This window comes from Pseudomonas sp. REST10, from assembly GCF_029542605.1.
In the GTDB taxonomy this organism is placed as follows: domain Bacteria; phylum Pseudomonadota; class Gammaproteobacteria; order Pseudomonadales; family Pseudomonadaceae; genus Aquipseudomonas; species Aquipseudomonas khazarica.
Genome location: NZ_CP035677.1, coordinates 125,781 through 147,202, shown reverse-complemented (window position 1 = coordinate 147,202; position 21,422 = coordinate 125,781). Strand labels below are relative to the sequence as shown.

Genomic DNA, 21,422 nt, shown 5'->3' with positions numbered 1-21,422 from the left:
CGCGCATCGAGGAGAGTGTCATGTCAGGAAGACTGCGGGTGCTGTTGTGGCTGTGCTGTTTCTGCGCGTTCGGCCTGCGTGCCGAAGAGGCGATTCAGGCCTATGACGTGCGCGTGCAGGTCGAGCCGAGTGGCGAGGTGCTGGTGACCGAGCGCATCGCGGTGATGGCCGAGGGCAAGATGATTGTCCGTGGTATCTACCGTGACATTCCCGTCCGCTATCGCCTGGGCAACGGCCTGTTGCGCAGCACGCCGCTGACGCTGATATCGGCCACGCGTGACGGGCGTCCGGAAAGCGTCACCGAGCAGCGCCTCGAGCATGCCCTGCGTCTGCGTCTGGGCAGCGCCGATGTGCGGCTCGAGTCTGGGCCTCATGTCTACGAACTGACCTACCGGATGAATGCGCAGCTGCTGCATCACGCCAGCGTCGATGAACTCTACTGGAACGTGACCGGCAATGACTGGTCGCTGCCTATCCGCCACGCCAGCGTCGAGGTACTGCTGCCGGAGGGCGCGCAGATCCAGGCGGCACATGGCTACACCGGCTACCGGGGTTCGCGTGAAGGGGCCTACGAGGTGCTCGAGCAGCAGGGCAACCGCCTGCGCCTGGCGACCACGCGCGAGCTGGATGCGCGTGAAGGTTTTACCGTCGCCCTGGCCTGGCAGGCGGGGCTGGTCACTCGCCCCGGCTGGTGGGACGAGCTGCTGGTGCTGCTTGCCGACAACCTGCGGCGCATTCTGCTGGTGGCCGCTTTCAGCGGGTTGCTGCTGTTCTACGCACTGATCTGGTGGGCGAAAGGGCGCGGGCCGGCCAAGGGCCTGGTGATCCCGCTGTTCGAGCTGCCACGGGGCGTCAGTCCGCTGATGGCCGGGTACGTGTGGCGCCGTGGCCTGAAGCATGACCGCAAGGGCGTGCGGGCGCTGAGCATCATGTTCACCGACCTGGCCATTCGCGGCTGGCTCAGCCTGCAACGCGACACCAGCGGCCTGGTGCTGACGCGGGGGGAGGTGGACGGGGATGCCATACGCGAGGAGGAGCGGCGCGTGCTCAATGCCCTGATCACGCGGGAGGGCGGCTCGCTGACCCTGGGCGGGCGTTACGAACCGCGTCTGGCGAACGCCCTGGAGGTGCTGCTGAAGAGCGTCAAAGGGATCGAGCGGAACAACTTCAGCAATGCTACCGGGCATTGGCTGTTCGGTGCCTTCTTCGCCCTGGTGACGGGGATCGCGCTGCTGGTGACGTCCACGGGCGACGCGGAGGCTGCGAACAACGCCGTCTGGCTGATGCTGCTGGGAATGCTGCTGGGGGCCGGGACGCTCTACTGCCTGACCCACGGGATGATCGGGACCGGACTCCCGCTGCTGCTGTTCGCCCTGGCGTGTCTGGGCCTGGCCGCAGGCCTGGTGGGCGGCGATGCCGTGCTGCAGTGTCTGGCACTGTTCGCCATCGTCGCCGTGGCACGCAAGCTCATGCGCTCGCCCACCATCGCCGGACGGCGCCTGCTCGATGAGCTGGAGGGCTACCGCAACTACCTGAGCCTGGCCGAGAGGGACGTGCTGGACAAGGCGGGCCAGGCTCCGGTGATGAGCATCGCGCTGTACGAGCGGCATCTGCCCTACGCCATGGCCCTGGGGGTCGAGCGGCAGTGGACCCAGCGCTTCACCGCCGAGCTGCGCAAGGGCACGCTGGCGCCGGTGGAGGTGGACTACCAGCCACAGGGTTTCACGCAGCTGATGACCTCGGGTGAGGCGATGACGCTGGCCTGGAACCTCGACCGGATGCTGATGACGGCGTCCGTGCCACCTGAGGCGCCGAGATCGGTCGACAGCTTCTCCGGCTCCAGCAGCGACGACAGCGGTTCCGGCTCGTCCGCCTCCCATGGCGGCGGCTCCTCCGGCGGAGGGGCTGGCGGCGGCGGAGGCGGCGGCTGGTAACTCAGGCGCGTCGGTAGCGCAGCGGCAGGCCCTGGCAGTCGTCCTGCACCTGGCCGGCATGCCAGGCCAGCTGCCCGGATACCAAGGTGCTGCGCACGGCATGGCGGAAGCTGCGGCCCTGGAAGGGTGTCCAGCCGCAATGGGCGAGGATCGGCTGCTGCGCTACCGGGCAGGGTTCGGCCAGGCGCTCCACCAGGGTCAGGTCGGCCCAGTAGCCTTCGCGCAGGTAGCCGCGCTGCTCGATGGCGAAGCGCTCGGCCACGGCGTGGCTGGTCTTTTCCACCAGCAGCGGCAGTGGCAGCAGGTCGTCGGCTACCAGCTCCAGCAGCGCCGGCAGGGCGTGCTGCACCAGCGGCAGGCCGGCCGGCGCCTGCCGGTAGGGACGCCGCTTCTCCTCCAGGCTATGCGGCGCGTGGTCGGTGCCGATGATGTCCAGGCGTCCACAGAGCAGGGCCTGGCGCAGGGCGTCGCGATCGGCGCGCTGCTTGATCGCCGGGTTGCACTTGATCAGGTGGCCGAGGGCGGCGTAGTCGCTGTCGTCGAAGTACAGGTGGTGGGCGCAGACCTCGGCGGTGATCCGTTTGCTGGCCGCCGGGCCGGGCAGGAACAGCTCGAGTTCGCGTGCCGTGCTGATGTGCAGCACGTGCAGGCGCGTGCCATGACGCCGGGCCAGACTCACCGCCAGGCTGGAGGACTGGTAGCAGGCCTCGGCATCGCGGATCGCCGGATGCTGGTCGGCGGGGATGTCGTCGCCGTACCTGGCCTGCCACCTCGCCTCGCGTTCACGGATGCGCGGGGTGTGTTCGCAATGCGTCAGCAGCAGGGTCGGACAGTCACGGAACAGGCGCTCCAGCGCAGGCAGGTCGTCGACCAGCATGTTGCCGGTGCTGGCGCCCATGAACACCTTCACACCTGCCACGCGGTCAGGGTCGAGCGCGGCAACGGTGTCGAGGTTGTCGTGACTGACGCCGAAATGAAAGCCGTAGTTGACCCGCGAGCAGCGGGCGGCGCGCTGCTCCTTGGCCGCCAGCGCCTCCAGCGTCAGGGTCGGCGGCTGGGTGTTGGGCATGTCCATGACGCTGGTGATGCCGCCGGCCACCGCCGCGCGCGACTCGCTGGCGAAGCTGCCCTTGTGCGGCGCGCCGGGGTCGCGGAAGTGCACCTGGTCGTCGATCATGCCCGGCAGCAGGTACTGGCCGGCGGCGTCGAGCACGGCCTCGCCGGGGAGGTGGGCGAGGCTGCTGGCGATGGCGTCGATGCGCCCGTGGCGGATGCGCAGGTCGGCCTCGAACACACGACCTTCGTTGACCAGCCGGGCGTTGCGGATCAGCACGCTCAAAACTCGTTCTGCAGGGCCTTGTAGCCCCTCACCAGGTCGATGTTGGTACGCGCCACGTCTTCCGAGAACTCGCTGGCCGAGACGCTGACGCGGGGCAGGCTGGCGAGGTCGGTCTTTGGCCCGATGCGCTGGGTGGAGGTGACGTGGAAGCCCGCCGGCAGGTCGCAGCCGTCCACCACCGCGTTGTGCCGTACCACGCAGCCGTCGCCGACGCTGCAGTTGAACAGCACGCTGTTGAAACCGATGAACACCCGGTTCCCGACCCGGCACGGGCCGTGGATGATCGAGCGGTGGGCGATGGAGCTGTGCTCGCCGATGGTGACCGCCGCACCGGACTTGGAGTGGATCACCACGCCGTCCTGGATGTTGGAATTGGCGCCGATGACGATCGGCTGCATGTCGCCGCTCTCGTCCACCTCGTCGGCGCGGATCACCGCGTACGGACCGACGAAGACGTTGTCCTCGATGATCACCTTGCCGCAGATGATGGCGGTCTTGTCGACATAGGCGGACTCGGCGATGAGCGGCAGGTGACCGGACGGATTCTTGCGGATCATGGGCGTTCCTTGGGCGAGGGTTCGGGCACCGGGTCGTAGCCACCCGGGTGCCAGGGATGACAGCGCAGCAGCCGGCGCAGGCTGAGCCACAGGCCGCGCAGCAGGCCGTGTTTCTCCAGGGCCTCGATGGCGTAGTGCGAGCAGCTCGGATGAAAGCGGCAGCGCGGGCCGAGCAGGGGGCTGAGCAGGTACTGGTAGAGGTGTACCAGGGCGATGGCGATGCGTTTCATCCCGGGCGGCTCACGGCGACGCGCAGCTGCTCGCCGTCCAGTTCGTTGTAGAAACAGGCAGGGCGCCCGGTATGGCAGGCCGGGCCGGTCTGTTCGACCCTGAGCAGCAGGGCGTCGCCATCGCAGTCGAGGCGGGCGCTGTGCAGGCGCTGGCGATGGCCACTGGTTTCGCCCTTGCGCCACAGACGCTGGCGCGAGCGCGACCAGTAGCAGACCTGGCCGCTGCTCAGGGTTTCCGTCAGCGCGGCGCGATTCATCCAGGCCAGCATCAGCACCTCGCCGTCGTCGTGGCGCTGAGTAATCACCGGGATCAGGCCGGCGTCGTTCCAGGCGATGGCGTCCAGCGTTGCCTGCAACGACCGGGTGTGACCGGCGCGGGCCGACTCCAGTTGCAACCAGAAGGGCTGGGCAGGCATGCCTCAGCTCCAGTTGCAGCGGCTTTCGGCCACCGCGTCGTGGGCGTGCAGGCTTTCCGCATGGACCACCCTGAGGCGGAAGGCGCTGACCTCGGGCAACTGGCCCAGCGCATGGTGCAGGCGGCGTGCGGCGTCCTCGCAGAACATCAGGTTCTGCCCGTTGGCCAGGGCGAAGGCCTGTTCGTCGGCACGCTTCACCGCCGTCTGGACCGGTGTGCCCAGAGCCTGCTCGGCGCTGTCGATCAGCGCCAGTAGGGGCAGCTCGATGCATGCCGGGTGCAGGCGCAGTTGCAGCGTCGCCGTGCTGCGCTGGCTGTGCGGCGTGGCGACGATGCCCTGGGTCGAGCCGAGCCAGTCGAGCGTGTCCAGGTAGTCCGCCTGCCGGTCGGGAAAGTCCCAGGCGAAGCGCTGCTGGATCAACTGCCGCGCCAGCGCCGCCGAACAGGGGCAGGTGGAGGAGTACTCGACCTCGACCTGCAGCTCGATGGTCAGGCCGCGGCCGTCCTGGCGGGCGCGTATCTCGAACGGGTAGGCCTTCCAGCCGTGCAGCGGGCTGACCAGCGCCGGGCGCTTCAGCGGCACCGCGCCGCGCAGGGTCAGGCTGGCGCTGTCGGACAGTGCCTGGTGGCTGCTCAGGCAGTCATCCAGCACCTGGAGGATGGCCGGCACCTTCAGCTCGAGGTGCACCAGGCGCTGGGCCGCCAGGTACAGGCGCGACATGTGGATGCCACGCGCCGCGGCATCGTCGAGGCTGACGCCGATGTCGACGCTGGCCGTGACCGCCTCGCCCGCCAGGCGGATCGGCAGGGCGATGCCGGCCATGCCGACCCAGTCCAGCGACAGGTCGTGGTGGGTGGCTTGGGCGGCGATATCCGGCAGGGGTTGTTCGTTCATCGTAAATCCGTGGGTCGCTGTCAGAAATTAATGTTATGTTATAACAATCAAAACAAGCTAGCCGATTTGCCATGACCCTGACCGTGCCCACCCAGGTCGAGCTGCTCGCCCAGCCGGCCGACGACTACATGAACGAGGCCCAGCAACAGTTCTTCCGGGCGTTGCTGCTGGGCCAGCGCAGCGAACTGCAACTGCGCATCGACGACGAATTCGCCCAGTTGCGCGAACCCGACAGCAGCAGCGACGTCGCCGACATCGGCGCCGCCGAGGAGCAGCGGCAATGGCAGCTGCGCCTGCTGGAACGGGAAAAGAAGCTGCTGGACAAGATCGACCAGGCGCTCGAACGCCTGGCCCGTGGCGAATACGGCTGGTGCGCCGAAACCGGCGAGCCCATCGGCCTGAAACGCCTGCTGCTGCGCCCGACCGCGACCCTGTGCATCGAAGCCAAGGAGCGTCAGGAGCAGCGCGAAAAACATCAGCGTGACCGTGACTGAACGAGGAACACCCCATGCATCAGCGTCTACCCGTTACCGTGCTGTCCGGCTTTCTCGGCGCCGGCAAGAGCACCCTGCTCAACCATGTGCTGAAGAACCGCGAAGGCCGCAAGGTCGCGGTGATCGTCAACGACATGAGCGAAATCAACATCGACGGCAGCGAAGTGCAGCGCGACGTCAGCCTCAACCGCGCCGAAGAGAAGCTGGTGGAGATGAGCAATGGCTGCATCTGCTGCACGCTGCGCGAGGACCTGCTCGACGAGGTCAGCCGCCTGGCCAGCGAGGGCCGCTTCGACTACCTGCTGATCGAGTCCACCGGCATCAGCGAGCCGCTGCCGGTGGCCGAGACCTTCACCTTCCGCGATGAGCAGGGGCGCAGCCTCTCCGACCTGGCCCGGCTCGACACCATGGTCACGGTGGTCGACGGGGTGAACTTCCTGCGCGATTTCCACGCGGCGGACAGCCTGGCCAGCCGTGGTGAAACCCTGGGCGAGGAGGACGAGCGCTCGATCACCGACCTGCTGATCGAGCAGGTGGAGTTCGCCGACGTCATCCTCATCAGCAAGATCGACCTGATCAGCCAGGCCGAGCGCGAGGAGCTGATGGCCATCCTGCGTGGGCTCAACACCCATGCCGAGATCGAGGTCATGAGCATGGGCCGGGTCGCCCTGGACACGATCCTCGACACCGGCCGCTTCGACTTCGACCGCGCCTCGCAGGCGCCGGGCTGGCTCAAGGAGCTGCGCGGCGAGCACGTGCCGGAAACCGAGGAATACGGTATCGCCTCCAGCGCCTACCGCGCGCGGCGGCCCTTCCACCCGCAGCGCTTCTTCGACTTCCTCAGCCGCGAGTGGAGCAACGGTCGCCTGCTGCGCTCGAAGGGCTTCTTCTGGCTGGCCAGCAAGTACCAGGAGGCGGGCAGCTGGTCGCAGGCTGGCGGCCTGATGCGCCATGGTCTGGCCGGGCGCTGGTGGCGTTTCGTGCCCAGGCAGCACTGGCCGCAGGACGAAGAAGGCCTGCAGGCCATCATGAAGCACTGGAGTGCCGAGGTCGGTGATTGCCGCCAGGAGCTGGTGTTCATCGGTCAGAACATCGATTTCGCGCGTCTGTGCCGTGAGCTGGACGACTGCCTGCTGAGCGACGCCGAGATGGCCGGTGGCCCGGAGGCCTGGCGCCTGCTCGCCGACCCGTTCGGGCCCTGGCAGCAGGAGGCGGCCTGATGTTCGCCCTGCAGTTGCCGAACGCCTCCCGGCAGGCGCTGGGCGAAGGTGTCGAGGTGCTTGGCGAGGTGCTGCACGACGGCGTCAATCTGGCGGTCTGGCAGCGCCACCTACCGGCGCGGATCAGCCTGTTCGCCGAGACCTTGCTGGCCCAGGGCGAGCCGCTGGCGCAGTCGATGACGCTGGAGCTGGCGCAGCCGGACAGCGAGCCGAACCTGCTCGGCCTGGTGGCGCAGTACGCCGACATGCCGGGGCAGAGCGCCTTCCTCGCCGACGTGGCCTGGCTGGTGGGCGCCTATGCCTGCCTGCTCGATGCGCGGCGCATCGGCCTGCGCCTGCGGGTGCTGGACAAGGCCATGTGCCCGCGCTTCCACGTCGATCATGTGCCACTGCGGCTGATCACCAGCTACGCCGGCGTCGGCAGCGAGTGGCTGGAGGAGGGAGGCATGCCGCGCAGCCGGCTGGGTCAGGCGGCTGCCGAGCCGCAGGATGAGGCCTGCATCCGTCGCCTGGGCGCTGGCCATGTGGCCTTGGCCAAGGGGGAGAGATGGCAGGGCAACGAAGGGCGCGGCCTGATCCACCGCTCGCCGCAGCCTCCGGCCGGCGAACGACGCCTGCTGCTGACGCTGGACTGGCTGGCCTGAGGCGAGCGCTCCATGCAAAGGACGCCGCTGGTCGGCCAGGTGCCGGAGACACCGGTGGGGCAAAAAAAAGCCGGAGCGACTGCCCCGGCTTCAAGCACCAAGAGATCATGTCGACGCGTGACTCGACATGAGGGTTACGTGAGGTACCCGTGGCTATTAGGCGCTTGTTCGATGACGCTTTGATGTCAGGGCTTGATCCACTTGCCGCGATACTGGCTGGTGCAGGCGGGCTCCAGATACAGCGCATCGCTGGCCACGCCGTAGTAGTGGATGTCCTGCTGGTACAGGTCGTTGCCGGCGAGCGCGTTCTGGCAGACCCCGTAGGCGCCTTGCGGGCATTGCTCGACGAACTCCACCTCGACCTTCTGGCCCTTCAGCTGCGGCTGGCAAAAGCCCTCGTGGAACAGCGAGGAGGGGATATTGCGGTTCTCCTGGCACACCTTCACATCCAGGCGCTCCGCCTGGCTACGCACGATACAGGCCTCGGCGAGCGCCAGGCCCGGCAGTAGGGAAAACAGCAACAACCATGCACGCATCTGCTCGACTCCGGGAAAAACCGTCCGCGAATCTAGCACGCCGACCCGTTGCAGTCTGTGCCATGAAGCACCGACCATAGGCCCATGCTCACTCACATCCCCACTCATCTGATCGCCGGCCCGCTGGGCGCAGGCAAGACCAGCCTGATTCGTCATCTGCTGGCGCAGAAGCCGGCGCACGAACGCTGGGCGGTGCTGATCAACGAATTCGGCCAGATCGGCCTGGACGCCGCGCTGCTGGAGCAGGGCGACGATGCGGTCGCCATGGCCGAGGTGGCGGGCGGTTGCCTGTGCTGCGTCAACGGCGCGCCGTTTCAGGTCGGCCTGGGCCGCCTGCTGCGCAAGGCCAGGCCCGACCGCCTGCTGATCGAGCCGTCCGGCCTCGGTCACCCGGCGCAGTTGCTGGCGCAGCTGCGTCAGCCGCCCTGGCTCGGCGTGCTGGCCGTGCAACCGGCGCTGCTGGTGCTCGATGCCCAGGCGCTGGCTGAGGGCCAGGCGCTGCCGGAGGTGCAGCGTGAGGCCCTGGCGGATGCCGGCTTGCTGCTGCTGAACAAGAGTGCCGGGCTGGATGCGGCGAGCCGCGCGCGGATTGCCGCTGCGCTGCCACCCGTGCCGCTGCGGTGGAGCGAGCATGGGCAGCTCGATCTGGCCGAGCTGCCGGGCGTGGCGGCGCAGGCCGCAACGGGCGGGGTCGGCGCCGGGTTACCCACAGGTGCGGCGAGCCTGCCGCAGATCTGGCGCAACGCGGCCGAGCCGATCTGCCAGGTGCAGGCTCAGGCGGAAGGCTGGAGCATCGGCTGGCGCTGGCACCCGAGCCAGCGCTTCGACCTGGCGTCGCTCGGGCAGTGGTTGCAGGGCCTCGACTGGCGGCGTGCCAAGGCGGTGGTGCACGGCGCGGCCGGCTGGCGTTCGCTCAATGCCGTGCAGGGGCAGGCGCTGCAGGACTGGGGGGCGAGCGAATGGCGCAAGGACTCGCGTCTGGAGCTGATCTTCGCGCAGGCGCACGATGGCGATGCACTGACGGCGGCGTTCGCCCGCTGCCGGATCGACCCGGCTGGCTGATACACTCGCCGCGCTTTCATCGCTGTGGATAACCTCATGCAACTGCTGTCCTGGTCTCACGCCACTTCTGCCGGTTTCACCCTGCGCGGCTGGCACAGCCCGCCGTCGGGCAAGCCGCTGCTGCATTTCCTGCATGGCAACGGCTACTGCGGGCGGGTCTACACGCCGATGCTGACGCTGCTGGCGGAGGACTTCGACCTCTGGCTGTGCGACGCCCAGGGGCATGGCGACAGTGATCATGGCGGTCGCTTCCACGGCTGGAACCGCAGCGCCGAGCTGGCGGTGGAGGCTTTCGAGGCCCTGCGTGGCCCGTTCGGCGAGGTAGCGCGCTTTGCCCTCGGGCACAGCTTCGGCGGGGTGCTCACCAGCCTGATCCTGGCCCGCCATCCCGAGCTGTTCCGGCGCGCCGTGCTGCTCGACCCGGTGCTGTTCAGCCCGGCGATGATCGGCGTCATGGCGCTGTCCGACGTGGTTGGCCTGGCGCAGCGCACCGGGATGGCCAAGCGGGCGCAGAAGCGCCGCCGGCAATGGCCGGACCGCGCCAGCGCCCATGCTGCCCTGCACGGCCGTGGCATGTTCAAGGGCTGGGATGAAGCGGCCTTCGCCGCCTACGTCGAGCATGCCTTGAAGGATGTCGAGGGTGGCGTCGAACTCAAGTGCCGGCCGAGCCGTGAAGCCGACATCTTCGGCTCCTACCCGCGCCGGCTGTGGCCGTCGCTGGGCAAGGTCTCGACGCCGACGCAGGTGATCCACGGCGCGCGTACCTACCCCTTCGTGGCGAAATCGGTGGCGCGCTGGTGCGCAGGCAACGGCCACGTCCGCAGCCAGGTGGTGCCGGGCGGGCACTGCTTCATGCAGGAACAGCCGGCAGACAGTGCCGAACGGGTCGCGAACTTCCTGCTGCAACGCGGCTGATGGGGCTCCGCATCATGTAGGAGCCGGCTTGCCGGCGATCGAGTGGCACGGTATCGCTGGCAAGCCGGCGCCCGGGATCAAGGCTGCGCGCTGCCTTACTGCGCCTTGCGGCGCCAGTCTTCCAGGCGGATGACGTTGCCCGGATGCTGCACCGAAACCGGCTCGGGCTGCGGCTCCAGAACCGGGTGCGGCTCCAGCTCGATGCGCCCGAGGTGTGCGCCGAACATGCTGATCTGCCCGCGCAGGCGCTGCTCGCCGGTGACGGTGAATTCGAAGTCGTAGAGCCGGGCCAGCCGGCGGTGGCCCCTGGCGTCGCGCTGGATGGCCAGGCGACGCAGCGCCACGGCACCGTCCAGCAGCTCCACATCGAGCTTGGCGCAATGCTGCTTGGCCAGTTGCAGGGCCCGCTCGCGAATGCCGTGGCCGCGCCACAGCCAGGCGCAGACGGCGGCGAACAGTATCAACAGGAATGCATCGAACAGGTTGATCATGGTGACTCCGACTTCGGGAGACAGAGCTTAGCCTATCCGCCAAGCAGTTCTCAGCTACCAACTTGCCCTTGTGTCGGCTGTGCATTAGCGTGCGCGCATTCAACTGGAAAAGGACGTCACCATGCACTGCCCCGCCTGCCGCACCAGCCGCCTGCAACCGGCAAAACTCGAAGACGGCCTGCTGGGCCATGGTTGCCCGCAGTGCTCGGGCACCCTGGTCAGCCTGCTGCATTACCGCGACTGGGCCGAGCGCCAGCCGGAGCAGGAGGGTGTGGCGACACTGGCCGCCGAGGAGCAAGTGGGCGAGTCCAGCCACGCCCTGAGCTGCCCCAAGTGCGCCAAGCTGATGAGCAAGTTTCAGATCAGCGGTACCCGTGCCAACCGTCTCGACCTCTGCGGCACCTGTGACGAGGCCTGGCTCGACAGCGGCGAGTGGCAGCTGCTCAAGGCGCTGGAGCTGAGCCACCGCATGCCGGCGATCTTCACCGAGGCCTGGCAGCGCCAGGTGCGTCAGCAGGCCAGCGAGCAGGCGCGGCGCGAGCGCTTCACGCGCATCGCGGGGGAGGAGGCGATTGCCCGTGCCGACGAGATTCGCGAGTGGCTCAAGGACCATCCGCAGCGCCGCGAACTGTTGTTCTACATCGGCCACGACTGAAGGCGCGGCCTCTGGCAGAACGTGCTCAGGCCTTTTCCTCACTCAGTGCCTTGTAGCGCAGCTGCAGCTCCTCGCGGATCTGCCGGCGCTGTGCAGCCTGGCGCTGACGGCGCAGGCCGTCCGGGGTGTCCGGTTGCAGTTCGGGCACCGCTGCCGGGCGCCCCTGGTCGTCCATCGCCACCATGGTGAAGAAACAGCTGTTGGTGTGGCGCACCGAGCGTTCGCGAATGTTCTCGGTGATCACCTTGATGCCGATCTCCATCGAGGTGCGCCCGCAGTAGTTGACCGAGGCGAGGAAGGTGACCATCTCGCCGACGTGTACCGGCTCGCGGAAGATCACCTGGTCCACGGACAGGGTCACCACGTAGCGCCCCGCGTAGCGGCTGGCACAGGCGTAGGCCACCTCGTCGAGGTACTTGAGCAGGGTGCCGCCGTGGACATTGCCGGAGAAATTGGCCATGTCCGGGGTCATCAGTACGGTCATCGTCAGTTGCGCGGTTCCGGCTTCCATCATGGCTCCGAGTGCGTGTGGGGCTGCTGAGAGTAAGGCCCGTCGGCCCTGGGGATGCAAGATTCAAACTAGACTCGCCACTTCCTGTTGCAAGGATGCCATCCATGCCAATCCGCTCGAAACGTCTGTACCTGTCCCTGCTGCTTGCCGTCGCCGGCAGTGCGCAGGCAACCGAGGACTGCGCCACCGTGGTGCAGTGCAACCAGCGCGGCACCGCCGCCTACCAGGCCGGCCAGTATGCGCCGGCCATCGAAGCGTTCGAGCGTCAGTTACGACGCGTTGAGCAGGGTGACTCGGCACAGTTGGAGCTGGCCCTGAACAACCTGATCCTGGCCAACCTGCGCGCTGGCGATGCCGGCATGGCGCGGGCCTGGCTGGGCGTGGCCCTGGACAGGCAGCTCAACGGCGCCTCGACCCGCCTGCACCTGGGCAAGGTGGCCGAGGCGCTGGATTACCAGGCGCTGGCCGCCAGTCCCCAGGGTCGCTACCTGCGTTACGGCGGTCAGGCGGTGTGGAGCGAGCTGCAGATCAGCGCCGACCCGCAGGGCGGCTATCGCGCCCGCTTCTCGCCGCTGCGCGCCGGGGCGCGGGTGGAGGAATACGGCCCGGCAGCCATCGGCAAGCTGGACGGTCGCCTGCACGGCGATGGCGCCGCGATGACACTGCAGGACGCCCAGCTGGGCGCCGGTTGCGCCGTGCAGCTGCTGCGCGAAGGCATCGCCCTGCGCGTGCTGGAGGTATTCGACGAGGGCTGTCAGGACTACGGCGGCATGGGCATCAGCGTGGCGGGCGGGTACATCAAGGTGAGTCGATGATGCGCAGAGGGATCGTTGCACTGCTCGCGAGTCTGCCGGTGCTGCTGGTCGTGAGCGGCTATGCCTGGATGCGGGATGAGCCGCTGAGTGCCGACGCCCAAACCTGGCTCGAACAGGCCCAGGTCGATGCGGGGCAGAGTCGGGCCTATGTGTTTCTCAATGGTCTGGATGCCGATCCTGGGCAGTCGCCAGAGGCACTGGGTGCCGAGCGGCTGCAGGCCTATCGCACCTGGCGCAGCAGCCACGGCCCGCTGGATGAGGGTTTTGCGGAGCCGCTGGTCCCGACGTTGGCTTTAGCGAATGGACCATTGTTCTGTGCGATAGAGAAAGATGGCTGTCTGAGCACACTGCTGAGCGGGGTGTCTGACTGGGTGGAGACGGATGAGCAGCGTCTTCTGCGCGAGCGCTACTGGCAGTTCCTCCAGCTCGATGACTACCGCAATCTGCTGGAGGACAGCATCATGGCCCCGTTGCCGCCCTAGCACTACCTGGTGAATGGCCAGCAGCTGCTGGCTCTGCAGCTGCTCAAGGCGGCTCAGGCGGGGGAAGGTGAGCAGGTTCGGGGGCGTCTCGACGAGGAGCTGCAGCTGCTGCGAGGGCAGATGCGTCGCGCCGATACGCTGATCGCGAAGATGATCATGGTGCGTATGGTCGAGCGCAACATGCGCTGGCAGGCCGTGCTCTATCGCCAGGGGCTGATGCCCGCGCCGAGCAGCGTGCCGGCATTCGATCAAGCCGAGCGCAGCTTGCTGAGGCCGCTGCAGTATGAGTTTCGGAGTGTGGCCCTGATGTTCAAGAGCCAGCCCAGCAGCAACCTGGACTGGAAGGAGCGCCTGCTCATGTGGTGGGGGCTGCGTCCGCAGATGAGCATCAACGCCAGCCTGAGTTTCTATCAGCCACTGGCTGAGCTGTCGCAGCTTCTGCCTGCGGAGTTTGCCCCTAAGGTTCAGCAATTGCCTGAACCTCAGTGGCGGAAGAGCCGGCGCAATCCCGTGGGTAACGTGCTGCTAGGTATGGCCATACCGGACTTTCGTGACTATGCCGTGCGTGTGCAGGACCTTGAGGCCCAGCGCCGTCTCCTGCAAGGAATGTCTCAACTGCCTCAAGGTGTGCCAAGTGCCGAGCAGTTGCATGCCTTCGACAACCCCTACTATCCGGGCCAGCCGGCGCTGCTCGATGAGCGGGACCGGCTGTGCTTTGCCGGACCTTTGCCGGTGCGAGACGGGGCGCGCTGCCTGTCGCTGTGAGCCGGACGTAGCCCGGATGCAATCCGGGGGCTGGTTCGGCAATTTCCCCGGATTTCATCCGGGCTACATGGCGCAGTCGGGTGGGTGACGCTTGTTCATCCACCTGCCCGGCTCAGGCGTGGCTCAGGTACCAGCGCCAGTCCTGTTCGCCCACTTCCCCCATGAACTGGCGGTACTCGGCCCATTTGGTCGCCAGGAACACCTTGAGGAAATCTTCGCCCAGCGCCTCGCGCGCCCAGTTTGAAGCTTCCAGGTTGCGCAGGGCGGTAAGGCCCGTAGCCCGGATGCAATCCGGGGGCTGGTTCGGCAGTGTCCCCGGATTTCATCTGGGCTACATGGCGCCGAGTCAGGCGTGGCTCAGGTACCAGCGCCAGTCCTGTTCGCCCACTTCGCCCATGAACTGGCGGTACTCGGCCCATTTGATCGCGAGGAATACCTTGAGGAAGTCCTCGCCCAGCGCTTCGCGCGCCCAGCTTGAGCCTTCCAGGTTGCGCAGGGCGGTAAGCCAATCCGTGGGCAGCGTTTCGCGGGCCTGCTCATAGCCGTTGCCGACGATGGCCGCCCCCGGATCGATCTGCTCGCGGATGCCCTTGTGGATACCGGCGAGAATCGCGGCCGCCGCCAGGTAGGGGTTGGCATCGGCGCCGCAGATGCGGTGTTCGACATGACGGCTGTGGGCCAGCCCGCCCGGCACGCGGAAGGACACGGTGCGGTTGTTCACCCCCCAGCTCTTGGCCAGCGGTGCATAGCTGTTGGCCTGGAAACGGCGGAAGGAGTTGGCGTTGGGGCAGAAGATCGCCAGCGCATCGTCGAGCGTGGCCATCATGCCGCCGATGGCATGGCGCAGCAGCGGCGTACCCTGCGGGTCGTCGCTGGCCATCAGGTTGTTGCCGTTCTCGTCGGCCAGCGAGACGTGCATATGCAGACCGCTGCCGGCCAGGTCGCCGAAGGGCTTGGCCATGAAGCAGGCCTGCAAGCCGTGTTTGTTGGCCACGCCCTTGACCAGGCGTTTGTAGCGCACGCCTTCATCGACGGCCTGCAGGGCGTCGAAACGGTGCTCCAGGGTCAGCTCCAGCTGGCCCGGCGCGTATTCGGAGATCGCCGTGCGCACCGGCAGGCCTTGCACCTCGCAAGCGGCATAGAGGTCGTCGAGGAACGGCTGCAGCTGTTCCAGCTCGTAGACGCCGTAGACCTGTGGCGCCTGTGGGCGCACGCCGTTCATCTGCACGGCAGGCTGCGGGCGACCATTGGCGTCGCGCTGCTTGTCCAGCAAATAGAACTCCAGCTCCACCGCCATCACCGGGTGATAGCCGTCGGCCTTGAGCGCGTCGATGGCACGCACCAGCACGTGGCGTGGATCGCCCGGCGTGGCTGGCAGGCCCTGGGTCGGGTGCATGCTTACCTGCAACTGCCCGGTGGGCACGGTGCGCCAGGGTTGCAGGGTCAGGCTGCCGGGCAGCGGGTAGGTCCAGCAGTCGGCGTCGGCCACTTCCCAGACCAGGCCGCTGGCCTCGACGTCCTCGCCCTGGAGGGTCAGCGACAGGATCGAACTGGGCAGCGGCCGGCCATTCTCGTAGATGGCCAGCAGTTCGTCGCGGTGCAGCAGCTTGCCGCGCGGGATGCCATTGGCGTCGATCAGCATCAGTTCGATGCTGCGCACCTCGGGGTGGCGTTCGAGGAAGTCGCGGGCTTCCTGGGGATGGGCGAATTGCATGTGGGTTCTCGTAGAAGGTCGTGGGGCGCGTCTGTGGGAGGCGCTTCAGCGGCGACTGTCGCGGCTGAAGCCCCTCCCACAGGCATCCTTTGGGGCTTACTCGCGGGCGCCGGGGATGGCCAGCAGCTCGCTCAAGGCCTGGTCGAGTGTGACGATCAGCTTGTCCACATCCTCGGTCGTGGTGCTCGGACAGCACAGGGTCATGTTGTGGAACGGGGTGATGAGGATGCCGCGGTTGATCAGGTACAGGTGCAAGGCCATCTGCAGCTCGTCATGGAAGGCGGCCTCGGCTTCGGCCCCGGTGCGCGGCGCTGTGGCACAGAACTGGAATTCGCAGCGTGCGCCCAGCTCGGTCACCGACCAGTCGAGGCCGTGCCGGCCGATCAGCTGACGGAAGCCTTCGGCCAGGCGCGCGGCCAGCGGCAGCATGCGGTCGTAGGCGTCCTGGGTCATCACCTGCTCCAGGTTGGCGCGCATGCAGTGCATGGCCAGGGCGTTGGCCGACAGGGTGGTGCCCATGCCGCTGTGGCCATGACCCTGGCTGCCTTCGCTGGCGCGCTGGCGGGCTGCGTTCATGGCGCTGGCCATCGCCGCGCTGCAGCCGAAGATGCCGCAGGGCACACCGCCGGCGATGGGCTTGCCGACCACGAAGAAGTCCGGCTCCAGCCCCCACAGGCGGGTACAGCCGCCGATGTCGGTGGAGATGGTATGGGTCTCGTCGATGATCAGCAGGCTGCCGTACTGGCGCGTCAGCTCGCGGCAGCGCTGCATGAAGCCCGGATCGGGGAGGACCATGCCGATGTTGGTCATCGCCGGTTCGCAGAGCAGGGCGCAGACATCACCCTGGGCCAGGGCGGCCTCCAGCGCTGCGACATCGTTGAAGGGGATGGCGCGGCTGTGCTCGGTCAGGTCGTAGGCCTGGCCGATCAGTCCCGAGCGGTGCACCGTCTGGCCGTCCCTGTGGCGCACCATCACGTCATCGACGGTGCCGTGGTAGCAGCCGTCGAACACCAGCAGGGTCTTGCGCTGGGTGATGGCGCGCGCCCAGCGCAGCACGTAGCGGTTGGAGTCGGTCGCCGTCGCGGTGACCTGCCAGTACGGCAGGCCGAAGCGCTGCGCCAGCAGTTCGCCGCAGACCACTGCATCCTCGCCGGGGAGCATGGTGGTCAGGCCGTTGCCGGCCTGCTCGGCGATGGCGCGGGCCACGGGATCGGGCGAGTGACCGAACATGGTGCCGGTGTCGCCCAGGCAGAAGTCGATGTACTCATGACCGTCCACGTCGAAGAAGCGTGCGCCCTTGGCGCGCTCGACGAACAGCGGCACCGGTGTCGACCAGTCGGCCATCCAGTGCATCGGCACGCCGCCGTACAGCGAATGGCGTGCACGTTCGGCCAGGGCTGCGGATTTCGGGTTGCGGGACAGGAACAGCTCGCGCTCGGCAGCGACGAAACGCTCCACGGCGGCTTGGCTGATACCACTGGCAGTGGTCATGGGAGTACCTCGATGGGGTTTCGTGCATCATATTTTGTGATCACAAAATAGTAAACGGTAGGATTTATCCGTTCATTTAGGCAGTAAACTGCTAATTTGTGATCACAGAATATTTACGCTATAGCGTTTTTTCACACAAAATCCATATCGACGTAGACTTGTCGGATTTCCCAGCGGAGCCTTCCATGCGCGACTGTAGCCTCACCCTTGCTCAACTGCCGGCGCCACCGAGGGAGCCGGCCCATGGCTGACAACCTGCAGGAACAGCTGTACCAGAACATTCGCTCGGGCCTGCTGGCCGGGCGCTTCCAGCCGGGCCAACGGCTGAAGATCCGCGACCTGGCTGCCGAGTGGGGCACCAGCCCGATGCCGGTCCGCGCCGCCCTGCAGCGGCTGGTGGCCGAGGGGGTGCTGGAGGGCGAGCAGCAACGCTCGGTGCGGGTGCCATCGATGACGCGTGAGCGCTACGAGAACATCTTCCAGGTGCGCCTGGCGCTGGAGGGCATGGCGGTCGAACTGGCGACGCCACGGCTGGACAGCGCGGACCTGGCGCTGCTGCGCGACTGCGTGCAGCGCATGGATGCAGCCATCGAACGGCGCCAGGTGCAGGACTACCTGAATGCCAACAGCCAGTTTCATCTGCACCTGTACGGCGCGTGCGGCAACCCGGTGCTGCTGCGCTCGATCGAGGCGCTGTGGCTGCAGATCGGTCCCTTCTTCAACCGCCTGTTCACCGGCGCCGACCTGTCACTGCGGCTCAACGACTTTCACGAGGACGCCTTCGCCGCCATCGAGGCCGGCGATGCCAAGGGGGCGCGCCAGGCCATGGAGCAGGACCTGCTGTACTTCGCACGGTTTCTGCTCAATCTGCTGGCGCTGGAACAGGGCGAGGTGTGAGCCGGGTTTGCCTGATGTGCTGTGCCGGTCGCGGCTGAAGCCCCTGCCTCGGGTTCAGGTGTAGCGGCCAGCCGTGGGCGGCGCCATGGCGGCGAGGCTGATCAGCTTTCCAGCCAGACGTCGCGGCACCAGTGCCAGACCGAATCCCAGCTCTCGTCGGTCAGCTCACCCTCGTTGCCGTCCCACAGCCACACCTGGCCTTCCACGTCCACGGCGTAGTAGTCGCGGCCGTCCTGGCACAGCGGCACCAGGTCGCGTGGCAGGCCGAGGTCCCAGGCCACCGAGGCCACTTCCGGCAGGTAGGTGTGCGATTGCGGGTCGCTGGCGGTCACCGGCTCCAGGCGGCCATAGACCACGTCGCTGACCTTGAGCAGGAACTCGCGCAGCTCGAAGGGCAGGTGGATGAGGATCTGCTCCTGAATCTCCACCAGGGTCTCTTCCTCCGGCAGCTCCAGCGGTACCGGCACCGGCTCGTTGAGTTCGCGCAGCTGTTCGATGACTTCTTCCACGGTGTCGGCTCCTGATGCGGTGGGATCGGCTTTATACAGTAGCTGCTGGGTGGAATGAAAACCTCCGGGCGTCGCGGCATACTGCTGATTTTTACGGAGCGTCCCTATGTCGTCTCTCTCCTGGCAATGCCTGCACCACCGCGAACTCGATACCGCCACGCTCTACGCGCTGCTGGCGCTGCGTACCCAGGTGTTCGTGGTCGAGCAGAACTGCCCGTATCTGGAAACCGATGGCCAGGACCTGCTGGGCGACACCTGCCACCTGCTGGCGCGCGACGAGCATGGCCTGGTGGGCTATCTGCGTCTGCTCGATCCGCAGCGCATGGACGGTGAGGTGGTGATCGGCCGGGTGGTGATCGCCGCGTCGGCGCGAGGCAGCGGCCTGGGGCACCAGCTGATGGAGCGGGCGCTGGCCGAGTGTGGGCAGCGCTGGCCGGGCGTGCCGTTGTACCTGTCGGCGCAGGCGCACCTGCAGGGCTACTACGGGCGCTATGGCTTCGAGCCGGTGACCGAGGTCTACCTGGAGGACGACATCCCGCATATCGGCATGCGCCGGGCGGCGGGCGGGCAGGCGTCCGGCTAGGTCGCCTCCTGCCTGCAGCGCTCCTGCCGAACGGGCTGACGCTGTTGCAGGCGCCGTTGGCCGGCCAGGGCCGAAACGAAAAACCCCGGGGCTTGCCCGGGGTTTTTCATGCTGCGCTGCTGATCAGTTCTGGCGGATGCCGGCGATCAGCCAGGGCTGGTTGTCGCCCTGGGCGCGTTCCAGGCGCCAGCTTTCGCTGAACGCTTCGCCCTGGTCGAAGCGCGAGGTCTTCGACAGGCCGCTGAAGGTCAGGGTGGCGATGGTCTTCTCGGCGTTGTCGTCGACGCCGTCGAGTTGCACGTCGAGCTCGTCGATGTAGGTGGACTGGAAGCCGTCACCCAGCTCGGCGCGCTCGCGCTTGAGGAAGTCCAGCAGTTGCGGGGTGACGAACTCGGCGATCTTGTCCATCTCGTTCGCGTCCCAGTGCTGCTGCAGGTTCATGAAGTGTTCGCGGCCGGCAGCCAGGAAGCTCTGCTCGTTGAACCAGGCCGGGGCGTTGATCACCGGGCGCGCCGCCGCAGCGCCGCTGCCGCCGAAGATCGAGGTCGGTGCGGCCTGGGCCGGCATTTCGCGCTGGTACGGAGCGCCAGCGGTGGCGGCTTGCGGCTGCTGCTGAGCACGACGGGCGGCGAGGAAGCGGAAGATCAGGAAGGCGATCAGGCCGAAGATCAGGAAGTCCATGATCTGCAGGCCTTCGAAGCCATCACCCATGAACATCGAGGCGAGCAGGCCACCGGCGGCCAGGCCGGCCAGCGGGCCGAGCCAGCGCGATGCGCCGCTGGCGGCAGCGGGTTGACGACCTGCGGTGGGCGCGGTGGTTGCCGGTTGCGACTGCGGCGTGGCCTGGCGAGTCTGGTGGCTGGGCGCGGAACCGAAGGACTTGCCGCCGCCAAAGCGCTTGGCGTGGGCTTCGAAGCTGAAGGTCAGCGCCAGGCACAGGACCATGGCGATACTGAGGAAACGCTGCATCACGGTTTTCTCTCTTGTGGAAAAGCTTGGGCGGCATCTTGCCCGGCAAGGATGGGCGTGGCCAGTGACAGAATGTTTCTGGCTTTTGCCTGGCGCGGCAGGCCCCGTGCGGACGAAATCCGCGCGCCTGCCCGAACGACGAACGGAGCCCGCAGGCTCCGTCCATTCAGCGCCAGTCGTAGAGTTCCTTCTCCGACAGCGCCTGCATCGAGGTCGCCAGCGCCTGGAAGGCCTGCATCGAGGCCCAGATGCGGCCGTTCAGTTCGCTCTGCGCGGCCAGTTCACCGAGTACCTGTTCGGTTTCCTGCTGCATGGCCAGCAGCACCTCGTCGGGGAAGCGCTTGAGCAGCGTGCCGCTTTTCTTCAGCTCGTCCAGCGCCAGGGCGTTGTTGAACACGTAGTCGTCCATCATGTCCAGGGTCGAGGCACGGGCCGCCTCGGTGACGATCGCCTGCAGGTCGGGCGGCAGGCTGTCGAAGGCCTTCTGGTTGATCAGCAGCTCCAGCACCGACTGCGGTTCCTGCCAGCCGGGGTAGTAGTAGTACCTGGCCGCCTTCTGCAGGCCGAAGGCGAGGTCGTTGTAGGGGCTGACCCAGTCGGTGGCATCGATGGCGCCGGTCTGCAGGGCGGTGAAGATCTCGCCACCCGGCAGCACCACGGTGGTGGCGCCGAGGCGACTCCAGACCTCGCCGCCGATGCCCGGCATGCGGATCTTCAGGCCCTTGATGTCGGCCAGGCCGTTGATTTCCTTGTTGAACCAGCCGCCCATCTGCATGGTGCTGTTGCCCGCCGTCAGCGGCTTGAGGCCGAAGGGCGCGTAGGCTTCGTCCCACAGCGCCTGGCCGCCGCCATGGCTGAGCCAGGCGTTCATTTCCAGGGTGGACAGGCCGAAGGGAACGGCGCCGAAGAACTGCGCGGCCGGCACCTTGCCCTTCCAGTAGTAGGGCGTACCGTGGCCGAGCTCGGCGGTGCCACGGGAGACGGCATCGAACACTTCCAGCGCCGGCACCAGCTCGCCAGCGGCGTAGACCTTGATGGTCAGGCGCCCGGCGCTCATGGCGTTGATCCGCTCGGCCAGACGCTCGGCGGCGACGCCGGTGCCCGGGGCGTTCTTCGGCCAGGTGGTGACCATCTTCCAGTGGAAGCTTTGCGCAGGCGCCTGGGCTGCGTCGGCAGGGGCGGAATCGTCCTTGCAGCCGGTCAGGCCGAGGGCGAGCAGGGGCAGGAGAAGCAGAGAGCGAAGACGCATGGACAGTCATCCCTAAGAAAAACGGGGCCTTCAGTGGCCCCGTTCGATTG

25 protein-coding genes and 1 pseudogene are annotated in these 21,422 nt (G+C 67.3%); 12 read left to right on the top strand and 14 right to left on the bottom strand.

The window, feature by feature from the left end:
• Positions 1-20 precede the first annotated feature (20 nt).
• Positions 21-1,934, top strand: a complete 1,914-nt coding sequence (locus EWH21_RS00680; protein WP_277699565.1) for a DUF2207 domain-containing protein — start codon at positions 21-23, stop codon at positions 1,932-1,934.
• A 1-nt stretch (position 1,935) separates the two neighbouring features.
• Here the strand turns inward: EWH21_RS00680 and EWH21_RS00675 are convergent, their stop codons facing one another.
• From EWH21_RS00675 to folE2, 5 genes are read right to left on the bottom strand one after another with little or no spacing between them, the layout of a single operon-like run.
• Positions 1,936-3,273, bottom strand: coding sequence for a dihydroorotase (locus EWH21_RS00675; protein ID WP_179552991.1), 1,338 nt, complete (start codon positions 3,271-3,273; stop codon positions 1,936-1,938).
• Positions 3,270-3,830 carry a DapH/DapD/GlmU-related protein gene (locus EWH21_RS00670; protein WP_037055589.1) on the bottom strand — a complete coding sequence of 187 codons (561 nt, stop codon included), beginning with the start codon at positions 3,828-3,830 and terminating at the stop codon, positions 3,270-3,272. Before EWH21_RS00670 ends, EWH21_RS00675 begins: the two co-directional genes overlap by 4 nt.
• On the bottom strand, positions 3,827-4,060 hold the full coding sequence (gene yidD, locus EWH21_RS00665) for a membrane protein insertion efficiency factor YidD (protein WP_037055587.1): 234 nt from the start codon (positions 4,058-4,060) through the stop codon (positions 3,827-3,829). Before yidD ends, EWH21_RS00670 begins: the two co-directional genes overlap by 4 nt.
• Entirely contained in the window at positions 4,057-4,476 is a 420-nt protein-coding gene (gene hisI, locus EWH21_RS00660; RefSeq protein WP_277699564.1) for a phosphoribosyl-AMP cyclohydrolase, read from the bottom strand. The genes yidD and hisI overlap by 4 nt, the downstream gene beginning before the upstream one ends.
• Before the next feature lie 3 nt (positions 4,477-4,479).
• Positions 4,480-5,370, bottom strand: coding sequence for a GTP cyclohydrolase FolE2 (gene folE2, locus EWH21_RS00655; RefSeq protein ID WP_277699563.1), 891 nt, complete (start codon positions 5,368-5,370; stop codon positions 4,480-4,482).
• Positions 5,371-5,441: 71 nt separating this feature from the next.
• Here folE2 and dksA point away from each other — a divergent pair, with 71 nt between their 5' ends.
• Genes dksA through EWH21_RS00640 form a run of 3 tightly spaced genes read left to right on the top strand, consistent with a single transcriptional unit; the run spans position 5,442 to position 7,728 of the window.
• Entirely contained in the window at positions 5,442-5,864 is a 423-nt protein-coding gene (gene dksA / locus EWH21_RS00650; RefSeq protein ID WP_037055581.1) for an RNA polymerase-binding protein DksA, read from the top strand.
• A gap of 14 nt (positions 5,865-5,878) precedes the next feature.
• The gene (gene zigA / locus EWH21_RS00645) at positions 5,879-7,084 is read left to right on the top strand and encodes a zinc metallochaperone GTPase ZigA (RefSeq protein WP_037055578.1); all 1,206 of its coding nucleotides are present in this window, start codon (positions 5,879-5,881) and stop codon (positions 7,082-7,084) included.
• Positions 7,084-7,728, top strand: coding sequence for a DUF1826 domain-containing protein (locus EWH21_RS00640; RefSeq protein ID WP_277699562.1), 645 nt, complete (start codon positions 7,084-7,086; stop codon positions 7,726-7,728). The genes zigA and EWH21_RS00640 overlap by 1 nt, the downstream gene beginning before the upstream one ends.
• Before the next feature lie 185 nt (positions 7,729-7,913).
• Here EWH21_RS00640 and EWH21_RS00635 read toward each other — a convergent pair whose 3' ends face one another.
• Entirely contained in the window at positions 7,914-8,264 is a 351-nt protein-coding gene (locus EWH21_RS00635; RefSeq protein ID WP_037055574.1) for a hypothetical protein, read from the bottom strand.
• An 84-nt stretch (positions 8,265-8,348) separates the two neighbouring features.
• Between EWH21_RS00635 and EWH21_RS00630 the strand changes: the two genes are divergently transcribed.
• Together EWH21_RS00630 and EWH21_RS00625 are read left to right on the top strand one after the other, a co-directional pair.
• A complete protein-coding gene (locus tag EWH21_RS00630) occupies positions 8,349-9,326 on the top strand; it encodes a CobW family GTP-binding protein (RefSeq protein WP_277699561.1) in 978 nt (325 codons plus the stop codon).
• Between the two features lie 36 nt (positions 9,327-9,362).
• Positions 9,363-10,241 carry an alpha/beta hydrolase gene (locus tag EWH21_RS00625; RefSeq protein WP_277699560.1) on the top strand — a complete coding sequence of 293 codons (879 nt, stop codon included), beginning with the start codon at positions 9,363-9,365 and terminating at the stop codon, positions 10,239-10,241.
• 95 nt (positions 10,242-10,336) lie between these two features.
• Here the strand turns inward: EWH21_RS00625 and EWH21_RS00620 are convergent, their stop codons facing one another.
• Positions 10,337-10,732: a DUF3301 domain-containing protein gene (locus EWH21_RS00620; protein WP_037055569.1), complete on the bottom strand. Its 396-nt coding sequence runs from the start codon at positions 10,730-10,732 to the stop codon at positions 10,337-10,339.
• A 121-nt stretch (positions 10,733-10,853) separates the two neighbouring features.
• On the opposite strand from EWH21_RS00620, the gene EWH21_RS00615 reads away from it, so the two are divergent.
• Entirely contained in the window at positions 10,854-11,387 is a 534-nt protein-coding gene (locus tag EWH21_RS00615; RefSeq protein WP_047584225.1) for a zf-TFIIB domain-containing protein, read from the top strand.
• A gap of 25 nt (positions 11,388-11,412) precedes the next feature.
• Here the strand turns inward: EWH21_RS00615 and EWH21_RS00610 are convergent, their stop codons facing one another.
• Complete coding sequence (locus tag EWH21_RS00610) at positions 11,413-11,898, bottom strand: acyl-CoA thioesterase (protein ID WP_037055566.1); 486 nt, start codon at positions 11,896-11,898, stop codon at positions 11,413-11,415.
• Positions 11,899-12,002: 104 nt separating this feature from the next.
• Between EWH21_RS00610 and EWH21_RS00605 the strand changes: the two genes are divergently transcribed.
• The 3 genes from EWH21_RS00605 to EWH21_RS00595 all read left to right on the top strand — a co-directional run bounded on the left by EWH21_RS00605 (position 12,003) and on the right by EWH21_RS00595 (position 13,960).
• Positions 12,003-12,713 carry a tetratricopeptide repeat protein gene (locus EWH21_RS00605; RefSeq protein ID WP_210390062.1) on the top strand — a complete coding sequence of 237 codons (711 nt, stop codon included), beginning with the start codon at positions 12,003-12,005 and terminating at the stop codon, positions 12,711-12,713.
• Positions 12,710-13,195, top strand: a complete 486-nt coding sequence (locus EWH21_RS00600) for a hypothetical protein (RefSeq protein ID WP_277699559.1) — start codon at positions 12,710-12,712, stop codon at positions 13,193-13,195. Before EWH21_RS00605 ends, EWH21_RS00600 begins: the two co-directional genes overlap by 4 nt.
• Positions 13,196-13,315: 120 nt before the next feature.
• Positions 13,316-13,960, top strand: coding sequence for a hypothetical protein (locus tag EWH21_RS00595; protein WP_277699558.1), 645 nt, complete (start codon positions 13,316-13,318; stop codon positions 13,958-13,960).
• Positions 13,961-14,072: 112 nt separating this feature from the next.
• Here the strand turns inward: EWH21_RS00595 and EWH21_RS00590 are convergent.
• The 3 genes and pseudogenes from EWH21_RS00590 to EWH21_RS00580 form a co-directional block, all read right to left on the bottom strand.
• Positions 14,073-14,231: pseudogene (locus EWH21_RS00590) on the bottom strand (glutamine synthetase); the annotation flags it as partial.
• Between the two features lie 75 nt (positions 14,232-14,306).
• The gene (locus EWH21_RS00585; RefSeq protein WP_277699557.1) at positions 14,307-15,674 is read right to left on the bottom strand and encodes a glutamine synthetase family protein; all 1,368 of its coding nucleotides are present in this window, start codon (positions 15,672-15,674) and stop codon (positions 14,307-14,309) included.
• A gap of 96 nt (positions 15,675-15,770) precedes the next feature.
• Positions 15,771-17,165 (bottom strand): aspartate aminotransferase family protein, encoded by a 1,395-nt coding sequence (locus tag EWH21_RS00580; protein ID WP_277699556.1) that lies wholly within the window; start codon positions 17,163-17,165, stop codon positions 15,771-15,773.
• A gap of 243 nt (positions 17,166-17,408) precedes the next feature.
• On the opposite strand from EWH21_RS00580, the gene EWH21_RS00575 reads away from it, so the two are divergent.
• The gene (locus tag EWH21_RS00575) at positions 17,409-18,062 is read left to right on the top strand and encodes a GntR family transcriptional regulator (protein ID WP_150607227.1); all 654 of its coding nucleotides are present in this window, start codon (positions 17,409-17,411) and stop codon (positions 18,060-18,062) included.
• 101 nt (positions 18,063-18,163) lie between these two features.
• Here EWH21_RS00575 and EWH21_RS00570 read toward each other — a convergent pair whose 3' ends face one another.
• Positions 18,164-18,571, bottom strand: a complete 408-nt coding sequence (locus EWH21_RS00570; RefSeq protein WP_179552981.1) for an SMI1/KNR4 family protein — start codon at positions 18,569-18,571, stop codon at positions 18,164-18,166.
• Positions 18,572-18,677: 106 nt separating this feature from the next.
• Between EWH21_RS00570 and EWH21_RS00565 the strand changes: the two genes are divergently transcribed.
• Positions 18,678-19,154 (top strand): GNAT family N-acetyltransferase, encoded by a 477-nt coding sequence (locus EWH21_RS00565; protein WP_277699555.1) that lies wholly within the window; start codon positions 18,678-18,680, stop codon positions 19,152-19,154.
• Between the two features lie 123 nt (positions 19,155-19,277).
• On the opposite strand, the gene EWH21_RS00560 is transcribed toward EWH21_RS00565, so the two are convergent.
• Entirely contained in the window at positions 19,278-20,123 is an 846-nt protein-coding gene (locus EWH21_RS00560; RefSeq protein WP_150607223.1) for a TIM44-like domain-containing protein, read from the bottom strand.
• A 166-nt stretch (positions 20,124-20,289) separates the two neighbouring features.
• Positions 20,290-21,372, bottom strand: a complete 1,083-nt coding sequence (locus tag EWH21_RS00555; protein ID WP_150607219.1) for a TRAP transporter substrate-binding protein — start codon at positions 21,370-21,372, stop codon at positions 20,290-20,292.
• Positions 21,373-21,422: the final 50 nt, after the last annotated feature.